A 24,851-nucleotide genomic window follows, 5' to 3' on the forward strand; every position below is an offset into this window, starting at 1 on the left:
TCGTCGCGACGGTTAACGCGATCTTAATGGTCGCGGCCTCATCCTCGACCTTTCCCGTTCCGGTGATCAGAAGGGGGGAATCGTGACCCGATCCGCGGCCTCGCATCCGGCCTCGAAGCGCACGTCCCTCGCCGCCGCGGCGCTCGTCGCCACCGTCGGCGTCGCGCTCGCCGGCCCGGTCGGCCCCAAGCCGTCCGCGACGCCCCCCGCCTCGCAGCCCCCAGCCTCGCAGTCCCCGGCCTCGCAACCCACACCGCCGGCGAGCGACGCGCTCCTCCCCACCGGCCAGGTCCAGGGCATGCAGGCCGTGAAGGCCGCCGACCCGGTCGCCGCCGATGCCCTGAAGCTCGACCCGGTCCACGCCTCCGGCGGCGACGACAAGGGCGAGGAACCCGCACGGCCGCTGCCGGCCGCGGCCTCGGCCTACGCCTCCGCCGACCCGGATGCCCCGGTGGCCTTCCCGCTGCCCGACGCCGCCGTCACCCCGGCGGCCCCGGTGCCCGAGGTGCCCGATCCCGCGCGGCCGAAGATCTCCGGCGACACCGACCCGACGCTGCTGCGCGGCGCCATCGACCTCTACCGCAAGGGCCGGGTCGCGGACGGCGACCGGATGCGCGACACCTTCACCGATCCGGCCGCGAAGGCGCTGCTCGAATGGGTGGCGATCCGCGCGGGCGCCGGGATCGGCTTCAACCGCACGGTCGCCTTCGTCCGGGCCAATCCGGACTGGCCGGCCGGCCCGCTGCTGCGCCGCCGGGCCGAGGAGGCGCTGCTCTCCGAGCGGAAATCCCCCGCGATCGTCCGGGCCTATTTCGCCACGGCGAAGCCGGCCAGCGCGCCGGGGAAGTTCGCCCTGGCGCTGGCGCTGCGCGCCGAGGGCTGCGAGGCCGACGCCGCCGAGATGGTCCGCGACCTCTGGCGCACCGAGAGCTTCGGGCGCAGCCTGGAGGCCAAGGTGCTCGACGCCTTCCCGGACGTGCTCACCCGGATCGACCATCGCTACCGGATGGAGCGGGCGCTCCTGAAGGACGATTGGGAGAGCGCCGGCCGGGCGGCCGGCTACGCGGGCGGTGGCTATGCCAGCCTCGTGCGCGCCCGCCGGGCCGTGGAGGACAAGTCCTCCGGCGCCGCGGCCGCGCTCGCCGCGGTGCCGCCGTCCCTGCGCGGGGACGCCTCCTACATCTTCTCCCGGGCACAGTATTTCCGCCGGGCCGACAAGCCCGAGGCCGCCGCCGCCGTGCTCGCCACGGCGCCGACCAATCCGGACGTGCTGGTCGACGGCGACGAGTGGTGGATCGAGCGCCGGATCGTGGCGCGCAAGCTCCTCGACCTCGGCGATGCCAAGACCGCCTACGCGGTCGCCAGCGCCCCGGCGGCGCGCAGCCCGGAGAAGCGGATCGAGGCCGAGTTCCACGCCGGCTGGATCGCCCTGCGCTTCGCCGGCGATCCGGCGAGCGCCGCGCAGCACTTCGCCCGGATGGCCACGGTCGCGGAGAGCCCGATCTCGCTGGCGCGGGCCGCCTACTGGCAGGGTCGGGCGGCCGAGGCGCTCGGGCAAAAGGACGAGGCGAAGCGCTTCTACGAGCGGGCGGCCCTCCAGCCGATCGCCTATTACGGCCAGGTGGCCCGGGCGCGGCTCGGCCAGACGAGCCTGCCCCTGCGGGCGCCCGCGGACCTCGAGGGGGCCGAACGGCAGGCCTTCGAGGGCCGGCTCTCCATCCGCGCCCTGCGCCTCCTCGGCGAGGCCGGGATCAAGGAGCTGGCCCTGCCGCTCTACATCGACGCCGCCCGGGACCTCTCCGACCCGCGCGAGCTCCAGGCGCTCGGCGACCTCGCCACCGACATGAAGGATCCCCGCGCCCTGGTGGCGATCGGCAAGCTCGCGGTGCAGCGCGGCCTGCCGCTGGACGCCCACGCCTACCCGACGATCGGCATCCCCACCTACGAGACCTTCACGGCGGTGCCGCAGGTGGAGCGGGCCATGGTCTACGCCATCGCCCGGCAGGAGAGCCAGTTCGACCCGCGGGCGCAATCGGGCGTGGGGGCGCGGGGCCTGATGCAGATGATGCCGGCCACGGCGCAACGCACCGCCCGCCGGGTCTCGGCCGCGTTCGACGTCGACCGCCTGACCAGCGATCCCGCCTATTGCGCGAAGCTCGGCCAAGCCCATCTCGGCGAGCTGATGGAGGATTGGCGCGGCTCCTACGTGCTCGCCTTCGCCTCCTACAATGCCGGCGGCGGCAACGTGAAGAAGTGGATCGACGCCTACGGCGACCCGCGCCGGGGCGACGTCGACGTGATCGACTGGGTGGAGCGCATCCCCTTCACCGAGACGCGCAACTACGTGCAGCGGGTGATGGAGAACCTGCAGGTCTACCGCTCGCGGCTCGACAGCCGCAGCGCCCTGCTGATCGACGGCGACCTCCACCGTGGGGCGCGGTAGGGTCCCGGAATGAGGCGCGCCCCCTCCGGCACGCGGCTGACCATCACGGCGCGCGGAGAGTCGACACCCGATCGACCCACGAGACTCTCCCGTTCGCGCCGCGGCCCTCCGATACCGACACTCGATTTTCCCGCATTCCGCTCCGCCGCGGCATAGCTTTTGGTTGTGCCTCCCGTGCTTGGCTCCCTAGAAGATGGGCCGGTCCGCCTTGACCGGCTCCCGAGAGCCCGCACCGCCGAGAGGATCCCCATGCTGCATCCGAGATTGGGTTTCGCCCTGCTGCTGAGCACCGTGCTCGCGGCCGGCGCTCCGGCCCTGGCCCAGGAGGCCTCCACCGCCGAGCAGACGATCGACGTGATGAACACGCTGTTCGGCAAGCATCCCGGGGCGCGGGCCAACCACGCCAAGGGCGTGGTGGCCGAGGGCAGCTTCACCCCGTCGCCCGAGGCGGCCAGGATCAGCAAGGCCTCCCTGTTCAAGGGCCCGGCGGTGCCGGTCACGATCCGGTTCTCGGACGCCACCGGCGTCCCGACCATCCCGGACGGGGCGGCCAACGCCAACCCGCACGGCCTCGCGCTCAAGTTCAAGCTGAGCGACGGCTCGGAGATGGACGTCGTCACCAATGCGCTGAAGTACTTCCCCGTCGCCACGGGCGAGGACTTCCGCGACCTCCTGAAGGCCGTCGCCGAGAGCGGCCCGAAGGCGGCCCATCCCACCGCGCTGGAGCGCTTCGCCGCCGCCCACCCGGCCGCCGCCACGGCGGGTGGCACGGCCAAGACCCCGTCGAGCCTCGCCCGGCAGACCTATAACGGCGTCAACGCCTTCATCTTCGTGGATTCCGCCGGCAAGCGGCAGCCGTTCCGGTTCCGCTTCGTGCCCGTGGAGGGCGAGGAGATCCTCCCGCCCGAGGAGGCGGCCAAGCGCGATCCGAACTTCCTGATGGCCGAGATCGGCCCGCGGGTCGCCAAGACGCCGGCGAAATTCAGGATGCTGGCCCAGCTCGCCGAGCCGGGCGACCCGACCAACGACGCCACCAAGCCCTGGCCGGACGACCGCAAGACGGTCGATCTCGGCACCGTGACGGTGAGCACGGTGGTGCCCGACAGCGCCGAGGCCGAGAAGGCGCTGCTGTTCATGCCCAACAACCTGACCGACGGGATCGAGGTCTCGGACGATCCGCTGATCGATGCCCGCGTCCAGGCCTACGCGGTCTCGTTCAGCCGCCGCTCGCAGTAGGGCGGCCCGGCCGGATGGGGATCCCGGACCCGCGGCCTCATGCTGCGGTGCCGGAGCGCGGCGGAGGCCCCGAAAACGGCCCCGAAGGCGGCCTCCGGCCCGTCGCGCGATCCCTGGAGCCCGCCGTCGAGGCCCGCTGACGCGGTCACCTCAGGATAAGGTCCGGGGGTGGGCGGACGCCCCCCTCGATCCGCCCCGGATCAGCGGCTCGTCCCGTCCGCCGGGGCGGGCGGCGCCTTCGCGTCCCCGGTCCGCCCCTTGCTCTCGACCGAGCCCGTGCGGGCGCCGTCCCGGATGGCCCCCGTGCCGCTGAGGCCGCCGGCACCCATGCTGGTCGTGGACGCGCCGGCATCCGTGCGTCCGTCGGCCTTGCCGCCTTGCCCCTCGGCGGCGGCCGCCGCGCCGGTGAGCAGGACGGCGAGCAGGATTGTCGCGTTCAGGATCCTCATGGGGCCTCCGCAAGTCCAAGTGCGCCATTTCAGGTGCGCCATTCCAGGTGCGCCCCGGACGGGCCTACGGGTCCAACCGGGCACAGCCGGGCGCGTTCCCGGGGGAGGGCCGGTCGTCGGCCGGTTGTCACCCGGCGGCGCCGAGAGACGCGGCGGCGCGCCGGGCCCGCCGCTCGGCGGGATCCTGGAACACCCCCGACCACAGGCCAAGGCGGCGCCCCCAGGCGCGGTCCGCCGCCGCCGCATAATCCGGCGCCACGTCCCGATCGGGCAGGGCGAGGCCCTGCGCCACCATCCAGGCGCCGAGATCCGCGTCGCCGACCCGGCAGAGCGCCGTCGCCGCGTCCCCGGTCCCATGGCCCCGCGGCTCGCAGGCGACGGCCGCCCCGCCGATCCGCTCGGCCAGCGCCCGGGCGGCGTCCCGGCCGCACGGGTAGGGCCGGTCCTGGGCGTCCGCGCAGGTCGCGTCGGCCTCCGGCGCGGCGATCCCGAACAGGCTGACCGCGCGGGTGCCGACGCGCAGCGTCCCGCCGTCGATGACCTGGGCGGGGCCGCGCAGGATCTCGCCGGCCCGGGCGGGGGCGTGCCAGGACAGGCCGCCCGCCAGCAGCGCGGCGAGGAGCGGCAGGCGCGAGCGGCCGGCCTTGTCGTCCGGGCAGAGGAGGGTGCCGGCGAGGCCGGCCGCGCAGGCGAGGAGGATACCGACGAAGAGCGACATGGTCTCAGGTCTCCGGAAGGGCTATGGCCGCCCTTGTGCCGAAGCGCCGCCCCACGACCCTGACACCGCCTGTCAGCGTCCCGTCAGGCGGCACGGCTTAAGCCTGCTGCCCGCATGAGCCCGTTCCCGCCCCGCCGCCTCCACCGCCTCGTCGGCCGCGTCCTGGCCCTCGGCCTGCTGGCCGCCCTCGCGGGCGGGCCCCTGCACGCCTCCGAGGATGCCGACCGCGCCCGCCGGGCCCTGGAGCGGGGCGAGATCCGCCCCCTCGACGCGGTGCTGGAGGCGGCCCGGGCGGCGGTTCCGGGGGACGTCGTGTCGGTCGATCTCAAGCACGACGAGGGGCACTGGCTGTACAAGCTGCGCATCCTCGGGGCCGACGGGAAGCGCCGGACCGTGAAGGTCGATGCCGGCACGCTGAAGATCCTGGACGAGGACGACGATGATTGAGGAGGCCGGGCCGTGCGCGTCCTGATCGTCGAGGACGAGCCGCGCATCGCCGCCGACATCCGGCAGGGGCTGGAGATGGCCGGCTACGTCGCCGACGTGGTGGCGGACGGCGAGGCGGCGTGGTTCCGCGCCGAGACCGAGCCCTACGACGCGATGGTGCTGGATCTCGGCCTGCCGCGGCTCGACGGGCTCGGCGTGCTGCGCCGCCTGCGCGCCGCCGACGTCGCCCTGCCGGTCCTGATCCTCACCGCCCGGGACGGCTGGCGCGAGCGCGTCGAGGGCATCGACGCCGGCGCCGACGACTACCTCGTCAAGCCGTTCCGGATGGAGGAGCTGGTGGCGCGGCTCCGGGCGATCCTGCGGCGCACCGCCGGCCACGCCTCGCCGGTGCTGCGCGTCGGCGCGGTGGAGCTCGACACCCGCACCCGCGCGGTCAGCGTCGACGGACGGCCCACGGAGCTGACCGCCCTGGAATACCGGCTCCTCGCCTTCCTGCTGCACCGCCAGGGACAGGTCGTGCCGGCGGGGGAGCTGCTCGACCACCTCCACGGGGTCGGGACCGAGCGCGAGGCGAACGCCCTGGAGGCGCTCCTGACGCGCCTGCGCCGTAAGCTCGGGCCGGGGGTGATCGAGACCCGGCGGGGCCACGGCTATCTGGTCCCCGGGCCGGGTGGATCGTGAGGCGCGACTCCCTCCGCCTCCGGCTCGGCCTCGCGGCGGCCGCCCTGATCGCCCTGGCGCTGGTGCTCGCCGGGATCGGCCTCACGGTGATCCTCGACCGGGTGCTCGACGCCCGCACCGTCGCGGAGCTGGACCGGACCGCCAAGCTCATCGCCGGGCGGGTCGGCCTCGCGCCGGACGGGGCGCCGACGCTGTCCCGGGACCTGCCGGACCCGCGCTTCGCCACGCCCTATGGCGGCCTGTACTGGCAGGTGGAGGCGGGATCGCACCTGCTGCGCTCGCGCTCCCTCTGGGACAAGAGCCTCGACCTCGGCCGGGCCGGAGCGGGTGCGCAGACCCCCGCCACCCTCGACACGACCGGGCCCGATGGCGGACGGCTCATCGCGGTGGTGCGGCCGGTCCAGATCGGCGCGCAGGGCTCCGAGACCGCGCTGCGGGTCGCGGTGGCGGAGGACCGGCGCAGCCTCGCGGCGAGCCGGACCACCTTCCTGCGCCTGCTCGTCCCGGCCCTCGTCGCCCTGTTCGTCGTCCTGACGCTGGCGATGGGCCTGTTCGTGCGCCGGGCGCTCGGCCCGTTCCGGGTGCTGCAGGCGGAGCTCCTGGCGGTCCATTCCGGGCGGCGGGCGCGGCTGCCGGAGCAGTTCCCCGAGGAGGTCCGGCCGCTGGTCACCGACCTCAACCGCCTGCTCGACGCGCAGGAGCGGGCCCTGGTCCGCGCCCGCGACGCCGCCGCCGACATGGCCCACGGCCTCAAGACCCCGCTGGCGGTGCTGGACGCCCTGGCGCGCCGGACGGGGCCGGCCGACCCGGCGCTGGCGGCCGAGATCGCCGAGCAGGCGCGGGCCATGGGCGGGCAGGTGGAGCGGGCGCTGACCCGGGCGCGGATCGCCGCCGCGGGCGACCTGCGCCGGAGAAGCTGCCGGGTCGCCCCGGTGGCGGAGCGCCTGGTCGCGACCCTGCGCCGGCTGCCGGAGGCCGACTCCCTGGAATGGAACGTGGCGGTGCCCGAGACCCTCGCCTATCCGGGCGAGGAGGGCGAGCTGATGGAGGTGCTGGGCAACCTCCTCGACAATGCCCGCAAATGGGCGCACCGCCGGGTCCGCGTCACCGGGACGATCGCCGGCCGCCCGAGCCTCGCCGTCGCGGATGACGGCCCCGGCATGAGCCCGGCGGCGATCGCCGGCATCGGCCGCGGCCAGCGCTGGGACGAGAGCCGGCCGGGCACCGGCTTCGGCATCGCCATCGCCCGCGACGTCGCCGAGGCCGCGGGCGCCCAGCTCGAGTTCGGGCGGTCGGAGATGGGGGGCCTGCGGGCGGAGCTGAGCTGGCCGGGCGCGTAGGGACACCCGGAGCCGCTGGCGGGCGCGACCTGCCCCCTCTCCCGCACGGGAGAGGGGACCCGCGCCCGGTTTCGGATCGTCGGCCCGTCCGCCGCTCGACAGGCCGCGAGCGGCGTCGGATGATCCCGGTCGCGCCGCTCACCCCCGCGGCTTCGCCGCCTCGGCGGCCCGGCTCAGCCGCATCAGCCGCGCGCCCAAGGCGCGGGCGCAGGCGTCCGTGCTGCGGCCCTCCGTGGTGATCGTCAGGTCCGGCTGCTCCGGCGCCTCGTAGGGCGCCGAGATGCCGGTGAAGCCCGGGATGCGGCCGGCGCGGGCCAGCCGGTACAGGCCCTTCGGATCCCGGGCCTCGCACAGGCCCAGCGGCGTATCGACGAACACCTCCACGAACGGGATGTCGCCGGCGATCCGGCGCGCCAGCGCCCGGTCGGCCCGGTAGGGCGAGATCAGCGAGACGATCACCACCGCGCCCGATTCGGCCATCAGCCGCGCCACCTCGGCGGTGCGCCGGACGTTCTCCGCGCGGTCCTCCGGCGAGAAGGCGAGGTCGGCGTTCAGCCCGTGGCGGAGGTTGTCGCCGTCGAGGACGGCGCTGTGCCGGCCGCCCGCCACGAGGATCCGGTCGGCCTCGACCGCGAGGGTCGACTTCCCGGCCCCCGACAGGCCGGTGAGCCACGCGATCACCGGGACCTGGCCGAGGCGCGCCCAGCGCGCCTCCCGGGCCTGGAGGGGGTGCCAGGTCACGGGGCCCGGAGGGAGGCCGGTCGGGATCTTCTGCAAGACGCACATATCCACCGCCTGGGGCAGCGTGCGCGGAGGCGGCTGCCGGTCTTTGGACATCGACACGGGATCGGGGGGCCGGCGCGGGCCGTCAGGGCACGCGCCAGACCGGGCAGCCGACGGCCTCGCCGAGCCGCGCCTGGCATTCCTCCAGGATGTGGGCCGTCCGCCACCACCACGCGGGCGGGGACCGGAAGGCGGCCTGCGCCGTCGCCGCCCGCACCAGCGCATCGACCGCCGCCTCCGTCTCCGGCGCGATCGGCCCGGCGGCGAGTTCGTTCGGCGGTGCCGCGGGGGCGGGATCGATGACCGCGTCCCAGGACTGCCCCCAGCAGGCGGCGGCGAAGCGCGCGTTTGCGGCCGCGTAGCGCGCCGCGACGCGGGCCAGACCGTCCGGCGCATCGCCGCGGAACCGCTCGGCATCGAGCCCCCGCGCCCAGGCCCACTCGTCGAGGACATGGCCGAGCAGGCGGGGATGCCCGGTCACCTGACGGTGGACCCCGAGCCGGTACAGGCGGCGCGACGCCTCGACCGCGACGGGTCCGGAACTCCGGTTCGTGCGGTATTCCAGGTCGGCGGGACCGAGGAGCGGCGCGAGGCGCGCGCCCAGGCCGAGCCCGTCGACCAGCCGCGCCAGCAGCGGGGCGTCGGACCGGCGGTCGCGGTACGGCAGGGCGGTGACGCGCCCTGCGGCGGCACGCAGCCAGGGCTCGAGCCGGGCCGCGTAGTCGTAGCGCCCGGACGCGCCCTCGGAGCGCAGGAACCCGCGGAACGTGCGGCCCTCGGCGACGACCTGAGCCCGCAGGGCATAGGCCGAGGCCAGCTGCTCACCCTGCGGCTTGACCACGAGCGCCGCCTCCAGGGCGAAGCCGCGGCGCGCGAAGAGGTCGGACAGGATCTCGGGCACGCGCCAGAGCGGGCGCTGGACGGAAAAATCCTCGTAGGAGAGCACGACCGTGTCGGCCGGCGTGGCGGCGAGGATCGCGTCGAGCCGCGCGAGGGCCTCGCGGCGCTCCGCGGCGCCGCGGCGGCGGTCCAGCGCCTGGCCGAGCCGGTAGTGATTGACGTCGTCGCTGCCGGGGGCGCCCGGCGGGGCGAGGTTCGGGTAACAGATCCCGACCGAGGCGAGGCGGGGGCGCAGGCGGGCCAGCACCTCCTGAAACGCAGTGGAGCCGGTTCGCGGCATCCCGATGTGAACGATCGCGCGGCGCACGTGTCCTGTCGACCCTGCTGGATTTCGTGATTGCGGCAAGTCTTCCGCACAGCCGGACACAGTCCACGACCCCTCGTGGACGCGCACGTCTCGGGAAAACGCCAAACGAATCCGTAATCACGGTCCGATCACGGGAACGCGACCAGAAATAGCCAAGCTCCGTTTCTGCTCTATTTCGGACCGACAGCGGCATCGCCGGGCCGGAAGGCGCCGTGCGGCGCCCCTCACCGCCCGGACAGCAGCGCGATGCGAGAGCCGCTCCCGATCGGGTTGGGACGGAAGCAATCGCCGGGCCCATGCCGCGCGAGGCGCGGGTCCCCTCTCCCGCGCGGGAGAGGGACAGGGTGAGGGATCAGGTCTGTCCGGACGAGGCGTCCTCTGGCCGAGCCTTGATGGCGCGCTCGACCTCGAAACGTCCAGTCCCTCACCCCAACCCTCTCCCGCACGGGAGAGGGGGCAGGGTGTGACTGTCTCGACCGGAATCGCCGTCCATCCAGACCATCGCGACGCGATCGGGAGCGGCGCTAGCTTCCGGCGTCCTCGCGGCGGAGCAGGAACACGCCCTGCGCGCCGAACAGGTTCCAGACCCACCAGGGCATGGAGAACCGCATCGGCCTGCCGCGGGCGTCGAGCGCCGTCGCGTGCTCGATCCGCGCGCCGATCAGGCGGCACAGGCCGACGAAGTCGCGGATCGTGCAATGGTGGATGTTGGGGGTCTCCCACCACGCGTCCGGCATGATCTCGGTGACCGGCATGCGCCCGCGGAAGGCGAGTTCGGACCGCACGCGCCAGTGCCCGAAATTCGGGAACGAGATGATCACCTGCCGGCCGATGCGCAGCAGGTGCTCCAGCACCACCCGGGGGTTGCGGGTCGCCTGGATGGTCTGGGACAGGACCACCACGTCGAAGGCGCCGTCCGGGTAGTTGGCGAGGTCGGTGTCGGCGTCGCCCTGGATCACCGACAGACCCCGGGCGAGGCACGCATTCACGCCCTCGCGGGACAATTCGATCCCGCGCCCGTCGATGCCCCGGCGGTCGCGCAGCAGCGCCAGCAGCGAGCCGTCGCCGCAGCCGATGTCGAGGACCCGGGCGCCCGCCGGCACGAGGCCGAGCACGACGATATGGTCGACCCGGGCGCCGTTGCCCTCGCCGGCATGGGGGAGGGCGTCCGCGCTCTCCCAGGGTGCGCCGTGCGGGGCCTGTCCGAGGGAATGCTTGCCCAGGGCGTGCTTGCCGAGGGCGTGCTTGCCCAGGGGCAGCTTGCCGAACATCATCTTGCCGGACCCGCCGCTCACAGGCCGCGCGCCCGGGCGGCGGCGTCGATGAAGCCGCGGGCGGCGGAGAACATCGCCGGCTCGTCGAGCAGGAAGGCGTCGTGGCCCTTGTCGCTCTCGACCTCCACGAAGGCGACCGGCGCCGCGGCGGCGTTCAGCGCATGGACGATCGCCCGGGAATCGCGGGTCGGGAACAGCCAGTCCGACGTGAAGGAGATCACGCAGAAGCGCGTCTTCGTCCCCCGGAAGGCGTTGGCGAGCACGCCGCCATGGTCCTCGGCGAGGTCGAAATAGTCCATCGCCCGGGTCAGGTAGAGGTAGGCGTTGGCGTCGAACCGCTCGACGAAGCTCAGGCCCTGGTGGCGCAGATAGCTCTCGATCTGGAAGTCGGCGTTGAACGAGAAGGTCGGCGCCGATCCGCCCTGGAAGCGGCGGCCGAACTTGCGATGCAACGCCGGCTCGGAGAGATAGGTGATGTGCGCGCCCATCCGGGCGACGCCCAAGCCCTTGGCGGGCCGCGTGCCCGCCTCGAGGTAGCGCCCGTCCGCCCAGGCCGGATCGGCCATGATCGCCTGCCGGCCGACCTCGTGGAAGGCGATGTTCTGCGCCGAATGGCGGGGGCCCGTGGCGATCGGCATCGCGGCGAAGACGCGCTCGGGATAGAGGGCCGCCCATTGCAGCACCTGCATCCCCCCCATCGAGCCGCCGATGCACAGGAAGAGGTCGTGGATGCCCAGGTGCTCCAGCAGCATCAGTTGGGCGCGGACCATGTCGCGGATCGTGACCAGCGGGAAGTTCAGCCCGTAGGGCCGCCCCGTCGCCGGGTCGATCGAGGCCGGCCCGGTGGAGCCCATGCAGGAGCCGATGACGTTCGAGCAGACGACGAAGTAGCGGTCCGTGTCGATCGGCTTGCCGGGGCCGACCAGGGTCTCCCACCAGCCGGGCTTGCCGGTCACCGGGTGGGTGTGGGCGAAATACTGGTCGCCGGTGAGCGCGTGGCAGATGAGGACCGCGTTCGAGCGCGCGGCGTTGAGCGTGCCGGCGGTCTGGTAGGCGATCTGGAACGGGGCGAGTTCGATGCCCGCATCGGTGAGCAGCGGCGTGTCCGCGGAAAACCGCGCCACCGGGCTCTTCGGGTCGAGCGCCTGCGAGCGCTCGGACGCGCGCCGTGCCGGCTCGTCGATCGGGTCCGGCCTCAGGGCCGTGTCCGGTTGGGTGTCCATGGCGGGTCGCGACGACCGTGTATCCGTTCGGATCCGAACCGGGAGAGCATCGTGCCGCCAGACGCGCCGCACTCGCCCGACGCGGCCAGCCCTGCGGAGGTAATGCGCGGGGGCCCGAGCGTCAACGCGCGCAGGCCGGCGGCCGCCGCCGGGATCACGCAGGCCCGGTCACTCAGGCCGGGTTACCCAGGCCGGGTCACTCAGGCGGGGTCTTGCCCGTCGGGGACGCCGGATGTCCAACCGGACGCGCGCGTCCGGATCTCGGTCGCCGAGGCGCCGGTCACGGCGCGTTGCGCGCGCAGCCATGCGGGTTCGACCAAGCCGGCCGCACCGTCCAGGACGAAGTTGAGAACGACGCTCATCTCGACACCTCCATCGCGCGCTGTCGTCGCGATGGCGCAGGTCTACGGCGGGCAGGCGGCCGCGACGGTGCGCCCGGACACGCAGGTTCCCGGGAACGGGGCCGTGCCGCCGCAGCGGATGCCGCTCACGCGAGCGGCGCGGCCATCACGGCCAGTCCCAGGGCCGGAAGGCCGAGGGCGAGGGCGGCGCGGGCATCCAGCCGATCCGCGCCGACGCCCGCCCGCCAGTGACGGCTCGCAGCACTTTCGATCAATATCCCGGTGAGAACGAGACCGCAGCCGATCAGGGCCTGCATCGAAACCATGAATCCCTCGCCCAGCCGGCCGCACGTCCTGGCGCGGCGCCTGATTGCCGGTGGGAAAGTGCGTCCTGGGGCTGGCGGTTCCTCAGCGCATCGCAGCCGCGCAGGCCGCGAAGACCAGGGCGGCCCCGGCGGCCGTGATGCAGCCGTTGGCCCAGGGCGCCGGCTCGACACGGCGCAGGCGACAATCCGCGGCGAGCGAAACGAGGATCCCGATCAGGAACAGGCTGCAGGGGATCAGGTCACCGGGCATCGTCGATCCATCCAGGCGCATGCAGGGCGCGGCACGCCCGACGCGCCCCCGTTCTCCGGGTTCAACAGGCCGAAACGTGGCGAGTGCCCCGCGGCATTTGCGCGTCGCCGATTTGCCGCGGCGTGCCCGGATGGATCGAGCCCGTCAGAGCTTGCGGATCGGGGCTTGCCCGTCAGAGCTTGCCGTTCAGAGCTTGGCCGAGGCGGGCCGGGTGTCGAAATCCTCGGGCCCCAGATCCAGGAGATCGTTCGGGGTCTCGGTCCGGTCGTAGGCCTGGCTCGCCGCGGCCTCGATCACCGCCTGGTTGCGGGCGAACAGCTCCAGGGGCGCGAGGTCGGCCCCGCCGCCGAATCGCTGACGCAGCACGGGGATCGGGACCTCGACCGCGATCACCCGCTGGCCGTTGGTCATGCCGAAGCGGATCAGCGTGTCGTCGGCGGGGAGGATGTGGGCGCCGCCGTCCAGGTATCGTTCGAGGGGCATGAATGGGGTCCTTCGCGTGGGGCGCCTGCCGGCGGAGCGCCGGCATTGAGCCATGACTTCGTGCGGGCGTACAAGACGCCGCAGCGCCGTCCGATCCATCCCGGATCGGGTCCGTCTCGAATCGTCGGCGCGGTCGGGACCGCCCGGGTCGGGACAGGGCTCGGATCGGGTGGCCCCGGCCTGCGGAACTCGGTCTGCCGGACGCGGCGGGACCGGCGCATCCCATGACCAATGGCCACGCCACGCGCCTTCCCTCGCCGCGGCGTGCAGCCTCGAACCCGGACCACGAGTCCCGCCGGGATCGGACCGAGGCGGCGCGCGACCGGCGTGGCGCCCCGGGCTGCGTGATTGCGCCTCAGGACGTCCGGGCGCACTCACCGGGACCGGCGCCCCTGAAGCGGGCCCGGGTTCACCGGCAAAGGAAATGCTGTAGACGGACGCGGAACCGACCGAACCCCGCGCATCCCGAGTCGCACCGCAATGTCCGCCCTCCGCCCCGCCCGTCCGGAACCGCGCCCCGGCGTCCTGGCGATCGACACCTACGTGCCCGGCAAGAGCGGGCGGCCCGGCGGCGGCACGGTCTACAAGCTCTCCTCCAACGAGACGCCCCTCGGCGCGAGCCCCGCGGCGCTCGCCGCCCTCCACGCGGCGACCGCCAAGCTCGAGACCTACCCGGACGGGCGCGCCACGGCGCTGCGCACCGCCATCGCCAGGCGCTACGGGCTCGATCCCGAGCGGATCGTCTGCGGGGCGGGATCGGACGAGCTGCTCTCGCTGCTGGCCTACGCGTATGCCGGGCCGGGCACCGAGGGCATCTACTCGGAGCACGGCTTCCTCGTGTACCGGATCGCCATCCTGGCCTCGGGGGGCGAGCCGGTGGTGGCGCCCGAGCGCGACCTCACCGTGGACGTCGACGCGATCCTGGCCCGGGTCACGGACCGGACGCGGATCGTCTACGTCACGAACCCCAACAACCCGACCGGCACCTACCTGCCCTTCGACGAGATCCGCCGCCTCCACGCCGGCCTGCCGCCGCACGTGCTGCTGGTGATCGACGGCGCCTATGCCGAATACGTCCGGGCGAACGACTACTCGGCCGGGCTCGAACTCGCGCTCGAAGCCGAGAACGTGGTGATGACCCGCACCTTCTCGAAGATCCACGGGCTGGCCGCCGTGCGGATCGGCTGGATGGTCGCGCCGTCGCACGTGGCGGACGCGGTCAACCGGATCCGGGGGCCGTTCAACGTCTCGGGGCCGGCGATCGCCGCAGGCTCGGCCGCCATCGCCGACGAGGCGCACATGGCCGCCGCCGCCGCCCACAACGCCGAGTGGCTGCCGAAGCTCACCGAGGGCGCCCGGGCGCTCGGCCTCACGGTCACGCCGAGCGTCGCGAACTTCCTGCTGATCCACTTCCCCGACGCGCCCGGCCGCTCGGCGGCGGATGCCGACGCGTTCCTGACCGAGCGCGGCCTCATCACCCGCCGGGTCACCGCCTACGGCCTGCCCAACGCCCTGCGGGTGACGGTGGCCGGCGCCGAGGCGAACACGGCCTTCCTGGCGGCGCTCGGCGACTTCGTGCGTGGCGCCCAGGGGAGCACCCATGCCTGAGGCGCTCAAGGCCGAGAGGCCCGCCGTCGACCGTCTCGCCATCGTCGGCCTCGGGCTGATCGGATCCTCGATCGCCCGGGCGGCGCGCCGCTACGGGCTCGCCCGCACCATCGTGGCCGTCGACCGGGACGAGGCCGTGCGCGACCGGGTGCGCGAACTCGGCATCGCCGACGCGGTCACGGGCGACCCGGCGGAGGGCGCGGCCGACACCGACCTCGTGATCCTGTGCGTGCCGGTGGGCGCCATCGGCACCGCGGCGGCCGAGATGATGCCGCATCTGAAAGCCGGCGCGATCGTGTCGGATGTCGGCTCGGTGAAGGGCGCCGTGGTGGCGGCGATCCGGCCGCACCTGCCCGAGGGCGTCGCCCTGGTCCCCGGCCACCCGATCGCCGGAACCGAGTTTTCGGGGCCGGATGCGGGCTTCGCGACCCTCTTCCAGGGCCGCTGGTGCATCCTGACCCCGCCCGAGGGCACCGATCCGGCGGCGGTCGAGACCGTCCGCGCCCTGTGGGCGGGGATGGGCGCCAATGTCGAGACGATGAGCGCCGAGCACCACGACCACGTGCTGGCGATCACCAGCCACCTGCCGCACCTGATCGCCTACAACATCGTCGGCACCGCCGCGGACCTCGAATCGGCGACGCAGTCCGAGGTGATCAAGTTCTCGGCCAGCGGATTCCGCGACTTCACCCGCATCGCCGCCTCCGACCCGACCATGTGGCGGGACATCTTCCTCAACAACCGCGAGGCGGTGCTGGAGATGCTCGGACGGTTCAACGAGGACCTGTCGGCGCTCGCCAAGGCGGTGCGCTGGGGTGACGGCGACGCGCTCCACGCGATGTTCACCCGCACCCGGGCGATCCGGCGCAGCATCGTGGCGCAGGGCCAGGAGACCGCGGCGCCGGATTTCGGCCGGCCGCGGCCGCCGGAGGAATAGCGGACCGCGCCGGGCCGCCCGCTCAGGCCGGCGGGCGGTTGACCAGAACCGGCTGCGCCGCCGTCCGCTCCGGGAACAGGCTGCGCAGCGCCTCCAGCTTCGGCGCATCGTTGGCGGCGATGTACGGGTGGCCGGGATGCAGGGCCATGAAGTCCTGGTGGTAACCCTCGGCCGGGTAGAACGCGGCCGCCGGCTCGATCCGGGTGGCGACCGGCCGCGCATAGGCCTTGGCCGCGTCGAGCTGGGCGATGTAGGCCTTCGCCACCCGCGCCTGCTCGGCATCCTGCGGGAACAGGGCCGAGCGGTACTGGTGCCCGGTATCGGGCCCCTGGCGATCGACCTGGGTCGGGTCGAGGGCCACCGAGAAGAAGATCCGCAGGAGCTCGTCGTAGCGGATCGCGGCCGGGTCGTAGGTGACCGAGACCGCCTCGGCATGGCCGGTCCCGCCGCCGCTCACCATCCGGTAATCGGCCTCCGCGCGGGTGCCGCCGGCATAGCCCGACACCGCATTGCTCACGCCGCGCAGGTGCTGGAACACCCCCTGCACGCCCCAGAAGCAGCCGCCGGCGAAGACCGCGACGCGCGGCCCCGGCGGCTCGGCGGAGCGGGTCGCGGCCTCCGGCAGGCGCCGGGGCGCTTCCTCGGCGAAGGCCGGAAGCCGGGGGAGCAGGACGGCCCCTGCGAGTCCGAGCCCGAGGGCGGCCCCGAGAAGCGTGCGGATTCGATCGCGATGTGCCATTCTATCCTCCTGCCGGAAACCAACAGGGCGTTCGCCCCGTGGCCCGAACCGGTTACGCGGGCGGGACGCCGCATTGCAGCCGCGCCCGCATGGGTCTACGCACCCGCAACAGATCGACCCCAGCGACCGCAGGACCCGTCCCGTGACCATCGCCCCCGAGCCCAACTCCTTCCGCACCGGTCCCGACGAGCGCGGCCGCTTCGGCATCTTCGGCGGCCGTTTCGTCGCCGAGACGCTGATGCCGCTGATCCTGGAGCTGGAAGCCGCCTACGAGGCCGCCAAGGTCGATCCGGCCTTCGCGGCCGACATGGCGAGCTACGGCACCCACTATATCGGCCGGCCGAGCCCGCTCTACTATGCCGAGCGGCTGACCGAGCACCTGCGCGCCAAGGCTCCGGCCGGGCAGGGGGCCAAGGTCTATTTCAAGCGCGAGGAGCTGAACCATACCGGCTCCCACAAGGTGAACAACGTGCTGGGCCAGATCCTGCTGGCCCGGCGCATGGGCAAGCCGCGGATCATCGCCGAGACCGGCGCGGGCCAGCACGGCGTCGCCACCGCGACGCTCTGCGCGCGCTTCGGCCTCAAGTGCGTCGTCTACATGGGCGCGGTCGACGTCGCCCGGCAGGCGCCCAACGTCTTCCGCATGAAGATGCTCGGCGCCGAGGTGATCCCGGTGGAATCCGGCACCCGGACCCTCAAGGATGCCATGAACGAGGCCCTGCGCGACTGGGTCACCAACGTCGCCGACACGTTCTACTGCATCGGGACCGTCGCCGGGCCGCACCCCTATCCGGCCATGGTGCGCGACTTCCAGTCGGTGATCGGGCGTGAGACCCGGGAGCAGATGATCGCCCAGGAGGGCCGCCTCCCGGATTCGCTGGTCGCCTGCATCGGCGGCGGCTCCAACGCCATGGGCCTGTTCCACCCGTTCCTGGACGACCGCGAGGTCGAGATCTTCGGGGTCGAGGCGGCCGGCCACGGGGTTCATTCCGGCCTGCACGCGGCCTCGCTCACCGGCGGCAAGCCGGGCGTGCTGCACGGCAACCGCACCTACCTGCTGATGGACGCGGACGGACAGATCGCCGACGCGCACTCGATCTCGGCCGGGCTGGACTATCCCGGCATCGGGCCCGAGCACGCGTGGCTGCACGAGACGGGTCGCGTCACCTACATCTCGGCGACGGATACCGAAGCCCTCGAGGCGTTCAAGCTCTGCTCGATGCTGGAGGGCATCATCCCGGCCCTTGAGCCGGCCCACGCCCTGTCCAAGGTTCTGGAACTGGCGCCGCAGCGCCCGGCCGAACACCTGATGGTGATCAATCTCTGCGGTCGCGGCGACAAGGACATCCCGCAGGTGGCGGAGATCTTCGGGACGACGCTCTGAGGGCACACGGCGGCGGTCCTCCGCCCGCCGCGCCCTGCCTGTCCCGCACGCGGTTCGTCGGCGTCAGGCGGTCTCGATGTCCGTGAGCGGGAAGTCGTTACCCTTGTAGAGCAGCGGCACGCCGTGGGCGCGGGCACAGGCATAGGCGAAGCAGTCGCCGAAGTTCAGGCCGGCCGGGTGCCGGCCCTTGCCGAAGCGGTCGTAGGCGTCCAGCGCGCCCGCAGCGGCCTCCGGCGGGACGGCCAGGATCTCGATGCTGGCAATGTCGAGATAGGCGTTCACCGCCTCGCGGGCGGTCGGGACCGGGAGATCGAGGTGGCGCGCCACGGCGACGACGGTTTCCCAGACCGCCAGGGGCGACGTCACGCGGCGCAGCGCCCGCTGAAGCCGGGCCGCCAGAGTGGCCGCATCCGTCTCGTCGGTGAGGATCGCCGTGAGGGCCGACGCATCTACGAACATCGGGTCCCGCCTCAGGTGCGCTCGTACAGACTGTCGATGAACGCCGCGTCGGCGGGCTTCCGGTCCGGCCCGGCACGCTCGTGAAGGGCACGGACGAAGTCGGCCGTCCGCTCGACGAGATCAGGCCGGTTCGTCTGGCGGGCGATCTCGTTCTGAAGCGCGCGGCGCACCGCGTCGGTCTTGCTCGTGCCCAGCAGCGTCATGAGTTGGGCCGCGAGCGCGTCGACCTGCGGATCCTTGACGTAGAGCGGCATGCGCGGACCCCTGGGATATCCCGCACAGCGCTAATTTATATACTCGGACGCCGCAAGGGGAGCGGGTCGCGGGGCCGCGGCCGCTCACCGCACCGTCACCTGATCCTTGATCTTCTCGTAGACCGCCCGGCTGAGCACCCGCTTCGACAGCAGCTGCTCCACCGCGGTGTAGGGCCGCTTGGCGACGATCGCCCGGCCGATGGCGCCGCCGCCGCGCAGGCGGTTGAGATCCGCCACGGAGGCCGTGTTGAGATCGACCACGGCCAGGGCCCGGGGCCCGGCGCTGTCCTCCGCCCGCTCGACCTCGGCCTGACCGGCCGCGTCCTCGCCCTGCGGTTGAGGCGCCGCCTGCGGAGCCGGAGGGTCGGCGGGAACCGCCATCGCGTCGGACGGCATCTGTAACGGCGCGGCGGGCGCCGGGGCCTTGCCGGGCTGCGCAGGCGCGGGCTGCGAAGGCGCGGGCTCGACCGTCGCGGACGGGGCGGGTGCCGGCGCGGGCGGCGGGGCCGTCGAGGGTTCGGGAACCGCCGGTGCCGAGGGCGCAGGCGGGGATACCGGTCCGGGCGCCGGGCCCGGCAACAGGACCTGCACCACCGCCGCGAGTATGCCGGCAATGATGAGGAGGACCGAAATTCTGAGGATTGCAGGACCGCTGAGCACGCACCACTCGACGAGGATTAAAACTATATGCATCTACAGTTAATGCTGTCTTTGCGCGTCGTCCAATCCACGTCCGAAATCCGGTGAGCAATCCCCAGGGGATGAGCGCGCGGACGAGGCTCGGCGAGCGGCTCGGGGAGCGCCTGGGCGCCCTGCGCTACCTGCCGACCCTGTTCCGGGAGATCGCCGCCGCCAGCCCGCGCCTGCTCGCGGCGAGCCTGTCGCTGCGCCTCGTGGCGGCCTGCCTGCCGGTCCTGATGCTGTATCTCGCCAAGCTGATCCTCGACGGGATCGTGACCGAGCATGCCCGGCCGGCGCCAGCGGTGGGGCTGGCGGACTGGCTCGCCGATCCCGGCCGGGCCCGGCTCGCCGGGCTGGTGGCGGCCGAATTCGGCCTCGCCCTGGTCTCGGACCTCACCGGCCGTCTCGCGAACCTCACCGAGACCCTGATCGGCGACCTCTACGCCAACGCCGCCTCCCTGCGGCTGATGGCGCACGCCGCCGCCCTCGACCTCGCGCAGTTCGAGGACAGCGCCCAGCAGGACCGGCTGGAGCGGGCGCGCCGGCAGGTCAGCGGCCGCACCGGGCTCATCGGGACGGTGTTCGGCCAGTTGCAGGGGCTCCTGACCCTCGCGACCCTGGCGATCGGCGTCGCGGCCTTCACGCCCTGGCTCGTGGTGCTGATCGCCGCCGCCCTGGTCCCGGCGGTCCTCAACGAGTGGCACTTCACCAAGGCCGGCTACCGCCTCGCCTGGATCCGCAGCCCGGAGCGCCGCCGGATCGACTACCTGCGCTACCTCGGCGCCAGCGTCGAGACCGCCAAGGAGATCAAGCTCTTCGGCCTCTCGGACTACCTGACCGGCCTCTACGGGACGGCGGCGCGCCGGCTGCTCGCCGAGAACCGCAGCCTCGCCGTCGCCCGGGCCGGCTGGGGCTTCGCCTTCGCGAGCCTCGGGACGCTCGCCTACTACGCCGCCTACGCGGTGATCGTCTGGCGGACGGTGGCGGGCACCTTCTCGGTCGGCGATCTCGCCTTCCTGGCCGGCGCCTTCCAGCGCCTGCGCGGCGGCCTGGAGGGGCTGCTCCTCGGGCTGACCCAGATCACCGGCCAGGCGCAGTACCTCGACGACTTCTACTCCTTCTTCGCGATCCGCCCGCAGATCCGCTCGCCCGCGCAGGCCGTGCCGGTGCCGCGCCCGATCCGGGAGGGGCTGGTCTTCGAGGATGTCGGCTACCGCTATCCGGGCACGCAGGCCTGGGCGCTGCGCCACCTCTCCTTCGCGATCCGCGCCGGGGAGACGGTGGCGCTGGTCGGCGGCAACGGCGCCGGCAAGACCACGATCGTCAAGCTGATGACCCGGCTCTACGACCCGCACGAGGGCCGGGTGCTCCTCGACGGGGTGCCGCTCACCGCCTACGACCTCGACGAGCTGCGGGCGCGGATCGGGGCGATCTTCCAGGACTTCGTCCGCTTCGACCTCACGGCGGGCGAGAACGTCGCGGTCGGCCGGATCGAGGCCGCCGGGGACGCGGAGCGCATCGCGGCCGCGGCGGCCCGGGGGCTGGCGGCGCCGGTGATCGAGCGCCTGCCCGAGGGCTACGCCCAGCCGCTGGGCAAGCGCTTCGCCGGCGGCCTCGACCTCTCCGGGGGCGAGTGGCAGAAGGTCGCGCTGTCCCGGGCCTACATGCGCGAGGCCGAGATCCTGATCCTGGACGAGCCGACCGCGGCCCTCGACGCGAGGGCCGAGCACGACGTCTTCGCGCGGTTCCGGGAATTGTCGGCCGGGCGGACGGCGGTGCTGATCTCGCACCGCTTCTCCACCGTGCGCATGGCCGACCGCATCCTCGTCCTGGAGGGCGGCCGGGTCCTGGAGGAGGGCGGCCACGCCGCCCTGATGGAGCGGCGCGGCCGCTACGCCGAGCTGTTCACCCTGCAGGCTGAGGGCTACCGGTAGGGGAGCCGGAAAGCGGGGGCGGGGCCCTCGGGACGCCCCCGCGGCCCGGCCCAAGCATTGCCCGATTCCCTGAGCCTGCTATCTGCGGCGGACCGAATCGAGGTTGTCCATGCGCCTGCGCCTCTTCCGACTGCTGACGGCCGGCCTTCTCGTCTGCGCCGGGAACGCCCAGGCGGCCCCGCCCGCCGGGCCCGAACCGGCGGCCAAGCCCGAGGCGGCGACCCCGTCGCCCGAGATCGTCCTGGCCAACCATCGGGCGGTCTACGACCTGTCGCTGGCCGAGGGCGGAGGCACCCGCTCGGTGGAGAGCGCCCGCGGGCGCATCGTCATCGACTTCCGGGGGGATGCCTGCCGGGGCTACACGATGCTGACCCGCCAGGTGACGGAGCTGTCCTCCGGGGAGACCGGCACGCGCCTGTCGGACATGCGCAGCACCACCTTCGAGGGCGGACAGGGGCGCGAGTTCCGGTTCAAGACGACGACGCTGACCAACAACAAGGCCGCCGCCCCGGTGGACGGGACCGCCTCCGAGCAGGGCGACGCCCTCACGGTGAAGCTGAAGGGCGGCCCGAAGCCGTTCACCGTGGAGGGGCCGGTCCTGTTCCCGAGCGAGCACATGCGCCGCCTGATCGCGGCGGCGCGGGCCGGCCAGTCGACCCTCTCGGTCAAGGTCTACGACGGCTCGGACGACGGCAAGAAGATCTACGACACCTTCGCGGTGATCGGCCACACGGAGACCGGCCCGGCTTCGGCCGCGGGCTCCGACCGGGACAAGCCGCTGCGCGACGGTTCGCTCGCCGGCATGCCGCACTGGCCGGTCCGCCTGAGCTACTACACCGAGGGCGCCGGGGAGCGCACGCCGATCTACACCCTCGGCTTCGACCTGTACGAGAACGGCGTCAGCGGCGCGCTCAAGCTCGATTACGGCGATTTCGCCATCCTGGGCGACATGACCGCCCTCGACATCGACGCCAAGGCGGGGCGGAGCGACAAGGACGCGGGGAAGGGCTGCACGCCCTGAGCGCCGGTGGGCAGAGGGCGCGCACCGTTCCGACCATGCTCCCGGGCTCGCGGGCCCGCCGATCCGATCGGGGGGCGGGTCGCGCGTTGGGTCGCGCCCCCCCTGTGCGCGGGCTCGCCGATCCCCACGTCGTCCGCCTGCGCTCCGCCGCGTGAGAGACCAGCGCCCGGGCCCCGTCCCTCATGGGGCTCATGGGGCTGGGCCAGGCCGGGCGCGGATCGCGGGCAAGCCCGGGATCCGCGGGCGGGACGCGCGCAGCGGTCCGCGTCGCGCCGGAGGCCTCACGCCCATTCGTCATCCGGCCGCGGCGACAGCCGCTGCCACGCCGCGGCGATCCGCTCCGGCTTGACGCCGAGGCCGTTCGCGCAGGCGACGAGGACGTTCTCGTCGCCCATCACGTGGTCGAGGACGCCCACCAGGAAAGCCGGCTCGCGGGCGCTTTCGCGCAGCGTGTCGGGGCTCAATCCGCTCGCCGCCAGGAAGGGCAGGAGCCGGTCCTCGTCCCCCGCGATCCACAACAGAACGTCCAGGGCGAGCCGTTCGGCGGACTCATCCCCTTGAAGAGGTTTGCCATTCATCAACATGTGAACGCTACAAAGGTGACGGAGGGGCTTCACCGCCCACTAATCATGATCGGCGCGCACCGGGACATCGGATCATGAAGAAGACGGTGCTGATCGTCGAGGACAACGAGTTGAACATGAAGCTGTTCAACGACCTGCTGGAGGCGAACGGCTACGCGACCCTGAAGACCGCCCACGGCATCGAGGCGATCGAACTGGCCCGCGCCCATCATCCCGACCTGATCCTCATGGACATCCAGCTCCCCGAGGTCTCCGGGCTCGAGGTGACGAAATGGCTCAAGGAGGATGACGACCTCAAGGGCATTCCGGTCATCGCCATCACGGCCTTCGCCATGAAGGGCGACGAGGAGCGGATCCGCGAGGGCGGCTGCGAGGCCTACCTGTCGAAGCCGATCTCGGTTGCGAAGTTTTTGGCAACGGTTCGGGCCTATCTTGAGCCGTGACCACGCCGGCGAGGCGCGCCGTTGAACCGGTCACCCGATCCGTCCGGGTCGGGTGACCGGTTCAACCGTCCGTCCTGTCGTATCCGCCCAGGCCCCTGCGGCTGACCGGCGGCGCGCGCCACGGCACACGGTGCCCGGTCCGGGCCGCTCCACCGCGCCCCTACGAGGAAGCATGTCGGCCCGTGTCCTGATCGTCGATGATCTGTTCCCGAACGTCAGGCTTCTAGAGACGAAGCTCGGCCTGGAATATTTCGACACGCTCGCGGCCATGAATGGCCGGGACGCGATCGCGATCTGCGAGAAGGGCCTCTGCGACCTCGTCCTGCTCGACGTGATGATGCCCGGCATGGACGGGTTCGAGGTCTGCCGGCACCTCAAGAACAACCCGCTCACGGCCCATATCCCGGTGGTGATGGTCACGGCCCTCGACCAGCCCGCGGACCGCCTGCGCGGCCTCGACGCCGGGGCCGACGACTTCCTGACCAAGCCCGTGGACGACACCGCCCTGTTCAGCCGGGTGCGCAGCCTCGTACGCCTCAAGGCGGTGACCGACGAGCTGCGCCAGCGCGCGCTCGCCTCGCGCGAATTCGGGATCGGCGATCCCCTGGCGCTGGCCACCGCCGAGACCGGCCTCGATGCCCGGATCCTGCTCATCGAGGACCGCCCCGGATCGGCCGAGCGCCTCGCCGGGGCCCTGCGCCAGCACCACGTCGTCACGGTCGAGCCCGATCCGCAGGCGGCCCTGCACCTCGCCGCCGAGGCGCCCTTCGATCTCGCCCTGGTCAGCCTCGATCTGGCGGGCTTCGACGGCCTGCGCCTGTGCAGCCAGCTCCGGTCGCTGGATCGGACCCGGACGATGCCGCTGATCATGCTGGCGGAGGAGCACGACCGCGCCCGGGTCGTCCGCGGCCTCGATTTCGGCGTGCACGACTTCCTGATGCGCCCGGTCGACCGCAACGAGCTGATGGCCAGGGTCCGCACCCAGGTGAAGCGCAAGCGCTTCACCGAGGCGCTCCGGGGGGCGATGCAGGCCTCGCTCCAGATGGCCGTGATCGACGCGCTCACCGGACTGCACAACCGGCGCTACCTCGACAACCATCTCGGCACGCTGTTCGGCGACGAGGCCGCCCGCCGGGCCCAGCTCTCCGTGCTCATCCTCGACATCGACCACTTCAAGGGCATCAACGACAGCTTCGGCCACGAGGCCGGCGACGAGGTGCTGCGCGGCTTCGCCGAGCGGGTCCGCCAGCACACCCGGCCCATCGACATCGTGGCGCGCTACGGCGGCGAGGAGGTGGTGGTGATCCTGCCGGAGGCGGGGCTCGGCGAGGCCCAGGGCATCGCCGAGCGCATCCGCGAGCGGGTCGAGGCGGTGCCGTTCTCGGTGCTGGGAGCCACCCGGACGGTGCCCGTGACCGTCTCGATCGGGGTCGCCGTGCGCCGCGGCGAGGATCTCTGCGCCGCCGACATGCTCCGGCGCGCCGACCTCGCCCTCTACCGGGCCAAGGCGGCCGGGCGGAACCGGGTCGAGTCGCAGGCGGCCTGACCCTCCGGCCGCGGCCTGTCCGGGCCGCCGGCCGAGGGCCCGGACCGCCGGCCGGCGGCC

General features: G+C 73.1%; 27 protein-coding genes. 12 read left to right on the top strand and 15 right to left on the bottom strand.

Annotation, left to right across the window (positions count from 1 at the left end; translation table 11 throughout):
• Window positions 1-82: 82 nt before the first annotated feature.
• Window positions 83-2,443 carry a transglycosylase SLT domain-containing protein gene (locus ABC766_RS30935; RefSeq protein ID WP_345820314.1) on the top strand — a complete coding sequence of 787 codons (2,361 nt, stop codon included), beginning with the start codon at window positions 83-85 and terminating at the stop codon, window positions 2,441-2,443.
• Between the two features lie 249 nt (window positions 2,444-2,692).
• Entirely contained in the window at window positions 2,693-3,679 is a 987-nt protein-coding gene (locus ABC766_RS30940) for a catalase family peroxidase (protein WP_043383032.1), read from the top strand.
• Between the two features lie 200 nt (window positions 3,680-3,879).
• Here the strand turns inward: ABC766_RS30940 and ABC766_RS30945 are convergent, their stop codons facing one another.
• Both ABC766_RS30945 and ABC766_RS30950 read right to left on the bottom strand, forming a co-directional pair.
• Window positions 3,880-4,128, bottom strand: coding sequence for a hypothetical protein (locus ABC766_RS30945; RefSeq protein WP_345820315.1), 249 nt, complete (start codon window positions 4,126-4,128; stop codon window positions 3,880-3,882).
• Between the two features lie 127 nt (window positions 4,129-4,255).
• The gene (locus ABC766_RS30950) at window positions 4,256-4,846 is read right to left on the bottom strand and encodes a thermonuclease family protein (RefSeq protein WP_345820316.1); all 591 of its coding nucleotides are present in this window, start codon (window positions 4,844-4,846) and stop codon (window positions 4,256-4,258) included.
• Window positions 4,847-4,960: 114 nt separating this feature from the next.
• On the opposite strand from ABC766_RS30950, the gene ABC766_RS30955 reads away from it, so the two are divergent.
• From ABC766_RS30955 to ABC766_RS30965, 3 genes are read left to right on the top strand one after another with little or no spacing between them, the layout of a single operon-like run.
• The gene (locus ABC766_RS30955) at window positions 4,961-5,293 is read left to right on the top strand and encodes a PepSY domain-containing protein (protein WP_043355911.1); all 333 of its coding nucleotides are present in this window, start codon (window positions 4,961-4,963) and stop codon (window positions 5,291-5,293) included.
• A 12-nt stretch (window positions 5,294-5,305) separates the two neighbouring features.
• A complete protein-coding gene (locus ABC766_RS30960) occupies window positions 5,306-5,974 on the top strand; it encodes a response regulator transcription factor (RefSeq protein WP_043355909.1) in 669 nt (222 codons plus the stop codon).
• Window positions 5,971-7,314 carry a sensor histidine kinase gene (locus ABC766_RS30965; RefSeq protein WP_345820317.1) on the top strand — a complete coding sequence of 448 codons (1,344 nt, stop codon included), beginning with the start codon at window positions 5,971-5,973 and terminating at the stop codon, window positions 7,312-7,314. Before ABC766_RS30960 ends, ABC766_RS30965 begins: the two co-directional genes overlap by 4 nt.
• A 138-nt stretch (window positions 7,315-7,452) precedes the next feature.
• Here the strand turns inward: ABC766_RS30965 and cysC are convergent, their stop codons facing one another.
• The 8 genes from cysC to ABC766_RS31005 form a co-directional block, all read right to left on the bottom strand.
• Window positions 7,453-8,100, bottom strand: a complete 648-nt coding sequence (gene cysC / locus ABC766_RS30970; protein ID WP_345822857.1) for an adenylyl-sulfate kinase — start codon at window positions 8,098-8,100, stop codon at window positions 7,453-7,455.
• A gap of 82 nt (window positions 8,101-8,182) precedes the next feature.
• The gene (locus ABC766_RS30975) at window positions 8,183-9,304 is read right to left on the bottom strand and encodes a hypothetical protein (protein WP_287089924.1); all 1,122 of its coding nucleotides are present in this window, start codon (window positions 9,302-9,304) and stop codon (window positions 8,183-8,185) included.
• A gap of 524 nt (window positions 9,305-9,828) precedes the next feature.
• A complete protein-coding gene (gene metW / locus ABC766_RS30980) occupies window positions 9,829-10,578 on the bottom strand; it encodes a methionine biosynthesis protein MetW (RefSeq protein WP_345820318.1) in 750 nt (249 codons plus the stop codon).
• A gap of 17 nt (window positions 10,579-10,595) precedes the next feature.
• A complete protein-coding gene (gene metX, locus ABC766_RS30985) occupies window positions 10,596-11,801 on the bottom strand; it encodes a homoserine O-acetyltransferase MetX (RefSeq protein WP_043355903.1) in 1,206 nt (401 codons plus the stop codon).
• Between the two features lie 200 nt (window positions 11,802-12,001).
• Window positions 12,002-12,163 carry a hypothetical protein gene (locus tag ABC766_RS30990; RefSeq protein ID WP_182592239.1) on the bottom strand — a complete coding sequence of 54 codons (162 nt, stop codon included), beginning with the start codon at window positions 12,161-12,163 and terminating at the stop codon, window positions 12,002-12,004.
• 125 nt (window positions 12,164-12,288) lie between these two features.
• Complete coding sequence (locus tag ABC766_RS30995) at window positions 12,289-12,468, bottom strand: hypothetical protein (RefSeq protein WP_043355901.1); 180 nt, start codon at window positions 12,466-12,468, stop codon at window positions 12,289-12,291.
• Between the two features lie 82 nt (window positions 12,469-12,550).
• Complete coding sequence (locus ABC766_RS31000; RefSeq protein ID WP_164706390.1) at window positions 12,551-12,718, bottom strand: hypothetical protein; 168 nt, start codon at window positions 12,716-12,718, stop codon at window positions 12,551-12,553.
• A 186-nt stretch (window positions 12,719-12,904) separates the two neighbouring features.
• Window positions 12,905-13,201 carry a hypothetical protein gene (locus ABC766_RS31005; RefSeq protein WP_075380134.1) on the bottom strand — a complete coding sequence of 99 codons (297 nt, stop codon included), beginning with the start codon at window positions 13,199-13,201 and terminating at the stop codon, window positions 12,905-12,907.
• A 480-nt stretch (window positions 13,202-13,681) separates the two neighbouring features.
• On the opposite strand from ABC766_RS31005, the gene ABC766_RS31010 reads away from it, so the two are divergent.
• Window positions 13,682-14,809 carry a pyridoxal phosphate-dependent aminotransferase gene (locus ABC766_RS31010; protein ID WP_043383046.1) on the top strand — a complete coding sequence of 376 codons (1,128 nt, stop codon included), beginning with the start codon at window positions 13,682-13,684 and terminating at the stop codon, window positions 14,807-14,809.
• Window positions 14,802-15,746: a prephenate/arogenate dehydrogenase family protein gene (locus ABC766_RS31015; protein ID WP_345820320.1), complete on the top strand. Its 945-nt coding sequence runs from the start codon at window positions 14,802-14,804 to the stop codon at window positions 15,744-15,746. Before ABC766_RS31010 ends, ABC766_RS31015 begins: the two co-directional genes overlap by 8 nt.
• Before the next feature lie 22 nt (window positions 15,747-15,768).
• Here ABC766_RS31015 and msrA read toward each other — a convergent pair whose 3' ends face one another.
• On the bottom strand, window positions 15,769-16,485 hold the full coding sequence (gene msrA / locus ABC766_RS31020; RefSeq protein ID WP_279897903.1) for a peptide-methionine (S)-S-oxide reductase MsrA: 717 nt from the start codon (window positions 16,483-16,485) through the stop codon (window positions 15,769-15,771).
• A 142-nt stretch (window positions 16,486-16,627) separates the two neighbouring features.
• Between msrA and trpB the strand changes: the two genes are divergently transcribed.
• Complete coding sequence (trpB, locus tag ABC766_RS31025; RefSeq protein WP_043353967.1) at window positions 16,628-17,869, top strand: tryptophan synthase subunit beta; 1,242 nt, start codon at window positions 16,628-16,630, stop codon at window positions 17,867-17,869.
• Window positions 17,870-17,932: 63 nt separating this feature from the next.
• Here trpB and ABC766_RS31030 read toward each other — a convergent pair whose 3' ends face one another.
• The 3 genes from ABC766_RS31030 to ABC766_RS31040 all read right to left on the bottom strand — a co-directional run bounded on the left by ABC766_RS31030 (window position 17,933) and on the right by ABC766_RS31040 (window position 18,963).
• Entirely contained in the window at window positions 17,933-18,328 is a 396-nt protein-coding gene (locus tag ABC766_RS31030; protein WP_287089915.1) for a type II toxin-antitoxin system VapC family toxin, read from the bottom strand.
• Between the two features lie 11 nt (window positions 18,329-18,339).
• A complete protein-coding gene (locus tag ABC766_RS31035) occupies window positions 18,340-18,582 on the bottom strand; it encodes a type II toxin-antitoxin system VapB family antitoxin (protein WP_342142210.1) in 243 nt (80 codons plus the stop codon).
• 84 nt (window positions 18,583-18,666) lie between these two features.
• Window positions 18,667-18,963: a helix-hairpin-helix domain-containing protein gene (locus ABC766_RS31040; RefSeq protein ID WP_345820321.1), complete on the bottom strand. Its 297-nt coding sequence runs from the start codon at window positions 18,961-18,963 to the stop codon at window positions 18,667-18,669.
• A gap of 380 nt (window positions 18,964-19,343) precedes the next feature.
• On the opposite strand from ABC766_RS31040, the gene ABC766_RS31045 reads away from it, so the two are divergent.
• Window positions 19,344-21,197 carry an ABC transporter ATP-binding protein gene (locus ABC766_RS31045; RefSeq protein WP_345822858.1) on the top strand — a complete coding sequence of 618 codons (1,854 nt, stop codon included), beginning with the start codon at window positions 19,344-19,346 and terminating at the stop codon, window positions 21,195-21,197.
• Between the two features lie 109 nt (window positions 21,198-21,306).
• Window positions 21,307-22,218, top strand: a complete 912-nt coding sequence (locus tag ABC766_RS31050) for a cell envelope integrity EipB family protein (protein ID WP_043353960.1) — start codon at window positions 21,307-21,309, stop codon at window positions 22,216-22,218.
• A 281-nt stretch (window positions 22,219-22,499) separates the two neighbouring features.
• On the opposite strand, the gene ABC766_RS31055 is transcribed toward ABC766_RS31050, so the two are convergent.
• A complete protein-coding gene (locus ABC766_RS31055; protein WP_043353976.1) occupies window positions 22,500-22,796 on the bottom strand; it encodes a DUF3572 domain-containing protein in 297 nt (98 codons plus the stop codon).
• A gap of 80 nt (window positions 22,797-22,876) precedes the next feature.
• Here ABC766_RS31055 and ABC766_RS31060 point away from each other — a divergent pair, with 80 nt between their 5' ends.
• Together ABC766_RS31060 and ABC766_RS31065 are read left to right on the top strand one after the other, a co-directional pair.
• Window positions 22,877-23,245, top strand: a complete 369-nt coding sequence (locus tag ABC766_RS31060; RefSeq protein WP_043353956.1) for a response regulator — start codon at window positions 22,877-22,879, stop codon at window positions 23,243-23,245.
• Window positions 23,246-23,417: 172 nt separating this feature from the next.
• On the top strand, window positions 23,418-24,791 hold the full coding sequence (locus tag ABC766_RS31065) for a PleD family two-component system response regulator (protein WP_043383055.1): 1,374 nt from the start codon (window positions 23,418-23,420) through the stop codon (window positions 24,789-24,791).
• Window positions 24,792-24,851 lie beyond the last annotated feature (60 nt).

Source organism: Methylobacterium fujisawaense, assembly GCF_039619325.1.
Taxonomy (GTDB): domain Bacteria; phylum Pseudomonadota; class Alphaproteobacteria; order Rhizobiales; family Beijerinckiaceae; genus Methylobacterium; species Methylobacterium fujisawaense.

What these genes read in the sequence shown, in the direction of transcription:
- ABC766_RS30940 (WP_043383032.1), top strand. Translation starts at nt 2,693, where the DNA reads ATGCTGCATCCGAGATTGGGTTTCGCCCTGCTGCTGAGCACCGTGCTC.
- ABC766_RS30945 (WP_345820315.1), bottom strand. Translation starts at nt 4,128, where the DNA reads ATGAGGATCCTGAACGCGACAATCCTGCTCGCCGTCCTGCTCACCGGC.
- ABC766_RS30950 (WP_345820316.1), bottom strand. Translation starts at nt 4,846, where the DNA reads ATGTCGCTCTTCGTCGGTATCCTCCTCGCCTGCGCGGCCGGCCTCGCC.
- ABC766_RS30955 (WP_043355911.1), top strand. Translation starts at nt 4,961, where the DNA reads ATGAGCCCGTTCCCGCCCCGCCGCCTCCACCGCCTCGTCGGCCGCGTC.
- cysC (WP_345822857.1), bottom strand. Translation starts at nt 8,100, where the DNA reads ATGTGCGTCTTGCAGAAGATCCCGACCGGCCTCCCTCCGGGCCCCGTG.
- metW (WP_345820318.1), bottom strand. Translation starts at nt 10,578, where the DNA reads ATGATGTTCGGCAAGCTGCCCCTGGGCAAGCACGCCCTCGGCAAGCAC.
- metX (WP_043355903.1), bottom strand. Translation starts at nt 11,801, where the DNA reads ATGGACACCCAACCGGACACGGCCCTGAGGCCGGACCCGATCGACGAG.
- ABC766_RS30990 (WP_182592239.1), bottom strand. Translation starts at nt 12,163, where the DNA reads ATGAGCGTCGTTCTCAACTTCGTCCTGGACGGTGCGGCCGGCTTGGTC.
- ABC766_RS30995 (WP_043355901.1), bottom strand. Translation starts at nt 12,468, where the DNA reads ATGGTTTCGATGCAGGCCCTGATCGGCTGCGGTCTCGTTCTCACCGGG.
- ABC766_RS31000 (WP_164706390.1), bottom strand. Translation starts at nt 12,718, where the DNA reads ATGCCCGGTGACCTGATCCCCTGCAGCCTGTTCCTGATCGGGATCCTC.
- ABC766_RS31005 (WP_075380134.1), bottom strand. Translation starts at nt 13,201, where the DNA reads ATGCCCCTCGAACGATACCTGGACGGCGGCGCCCACATCCTCCCCGCC.
- ABC766_RS31010 (WP_043383046.1), top strand. Translation starts at nt 13,682, where the DNA reads ATGTCCGCCCTCCGCCCCGCCCGTCCGGAACCGCGCCCCGGCGTCCTG.
- ABC766_RS31015 (WP_345820320.1), top strand. Translation starts at nt 14,802, where the DNA reads ATGCCTGAGGCGCTCAAGGCCGAGAGGCCCGCCGTCGACCGTCTCGCC.
- msrA (WP_279897903.1), bottom strand. Translation starts at nt 16,485, where the DNA reads ATGGCACATCGCGATCGAATCCGCACGCTTCTCGGGGCCGCCCTCGGG.
- ABC766_RS31030 (WP_287089915.1), bottom strand. Translation starts at nt 18,328, where the DNA reads ATGTTCGTAGATGCGTCGGCCCTCACGGCGATCCTCACCGACGAGACG.
- ABC766_RS31035 (WP_342142210.1), bottom strand. Translation starts at nt 18,582, where the DNA reads ATGCCGCTCTACGTCAAGGATCCGCAGGTCGACGCGCTCGCGGCCCAA.
- ABC766_RS31040 (WP_345820321.1), bottom strand. Translation starts at nt 18,963, where the DNA reads ATGGCGGTTCCCGCCGACCCTCCGGCTCCGCAGGCGGCGCCTCAACCG.
- ABC766_RS31045 (WP_345822858.1), top strand. Translation starts at nt 19,344, where the DNA reads ATGAGCGCGCGGACGAGGCTCGGCGAGCGGCTCGGGGAGCGCCTGGGC.
- ABC766_RS31050 (WP_043353960.1), top strand. Translation starts at nt 21,307, where the DNA reads ATGCGCCTGCGCCTCTTCCGACTGCTGACGGCCGGCCTTCTCGTCTGC.
- ABC766_RS31055 (WP_043353976.1), bottom strand. Translation starts at nt 22,796, where the DNA reads ATGAATGGCAAACCTCTTCAAGGGGATGAGTCCGCCGAACGGCTCGCC.
- ABC766_RS31060 (WP_043353956.1), top strand. Translation starts at nt 22,877, where the DNA reads ATGAAGAAGACGGTGCTGATCGTCGAGGACAACGAGTTGAACATGAAG.
- ABC766_RS31065 (WP_043383055.1), top strand. Translation starts at nt 23,418, where the DNA reads ATGTCGGCCCGTGTCCTGATCGTCGATGATCTGTTCCCGAACGTCAGG.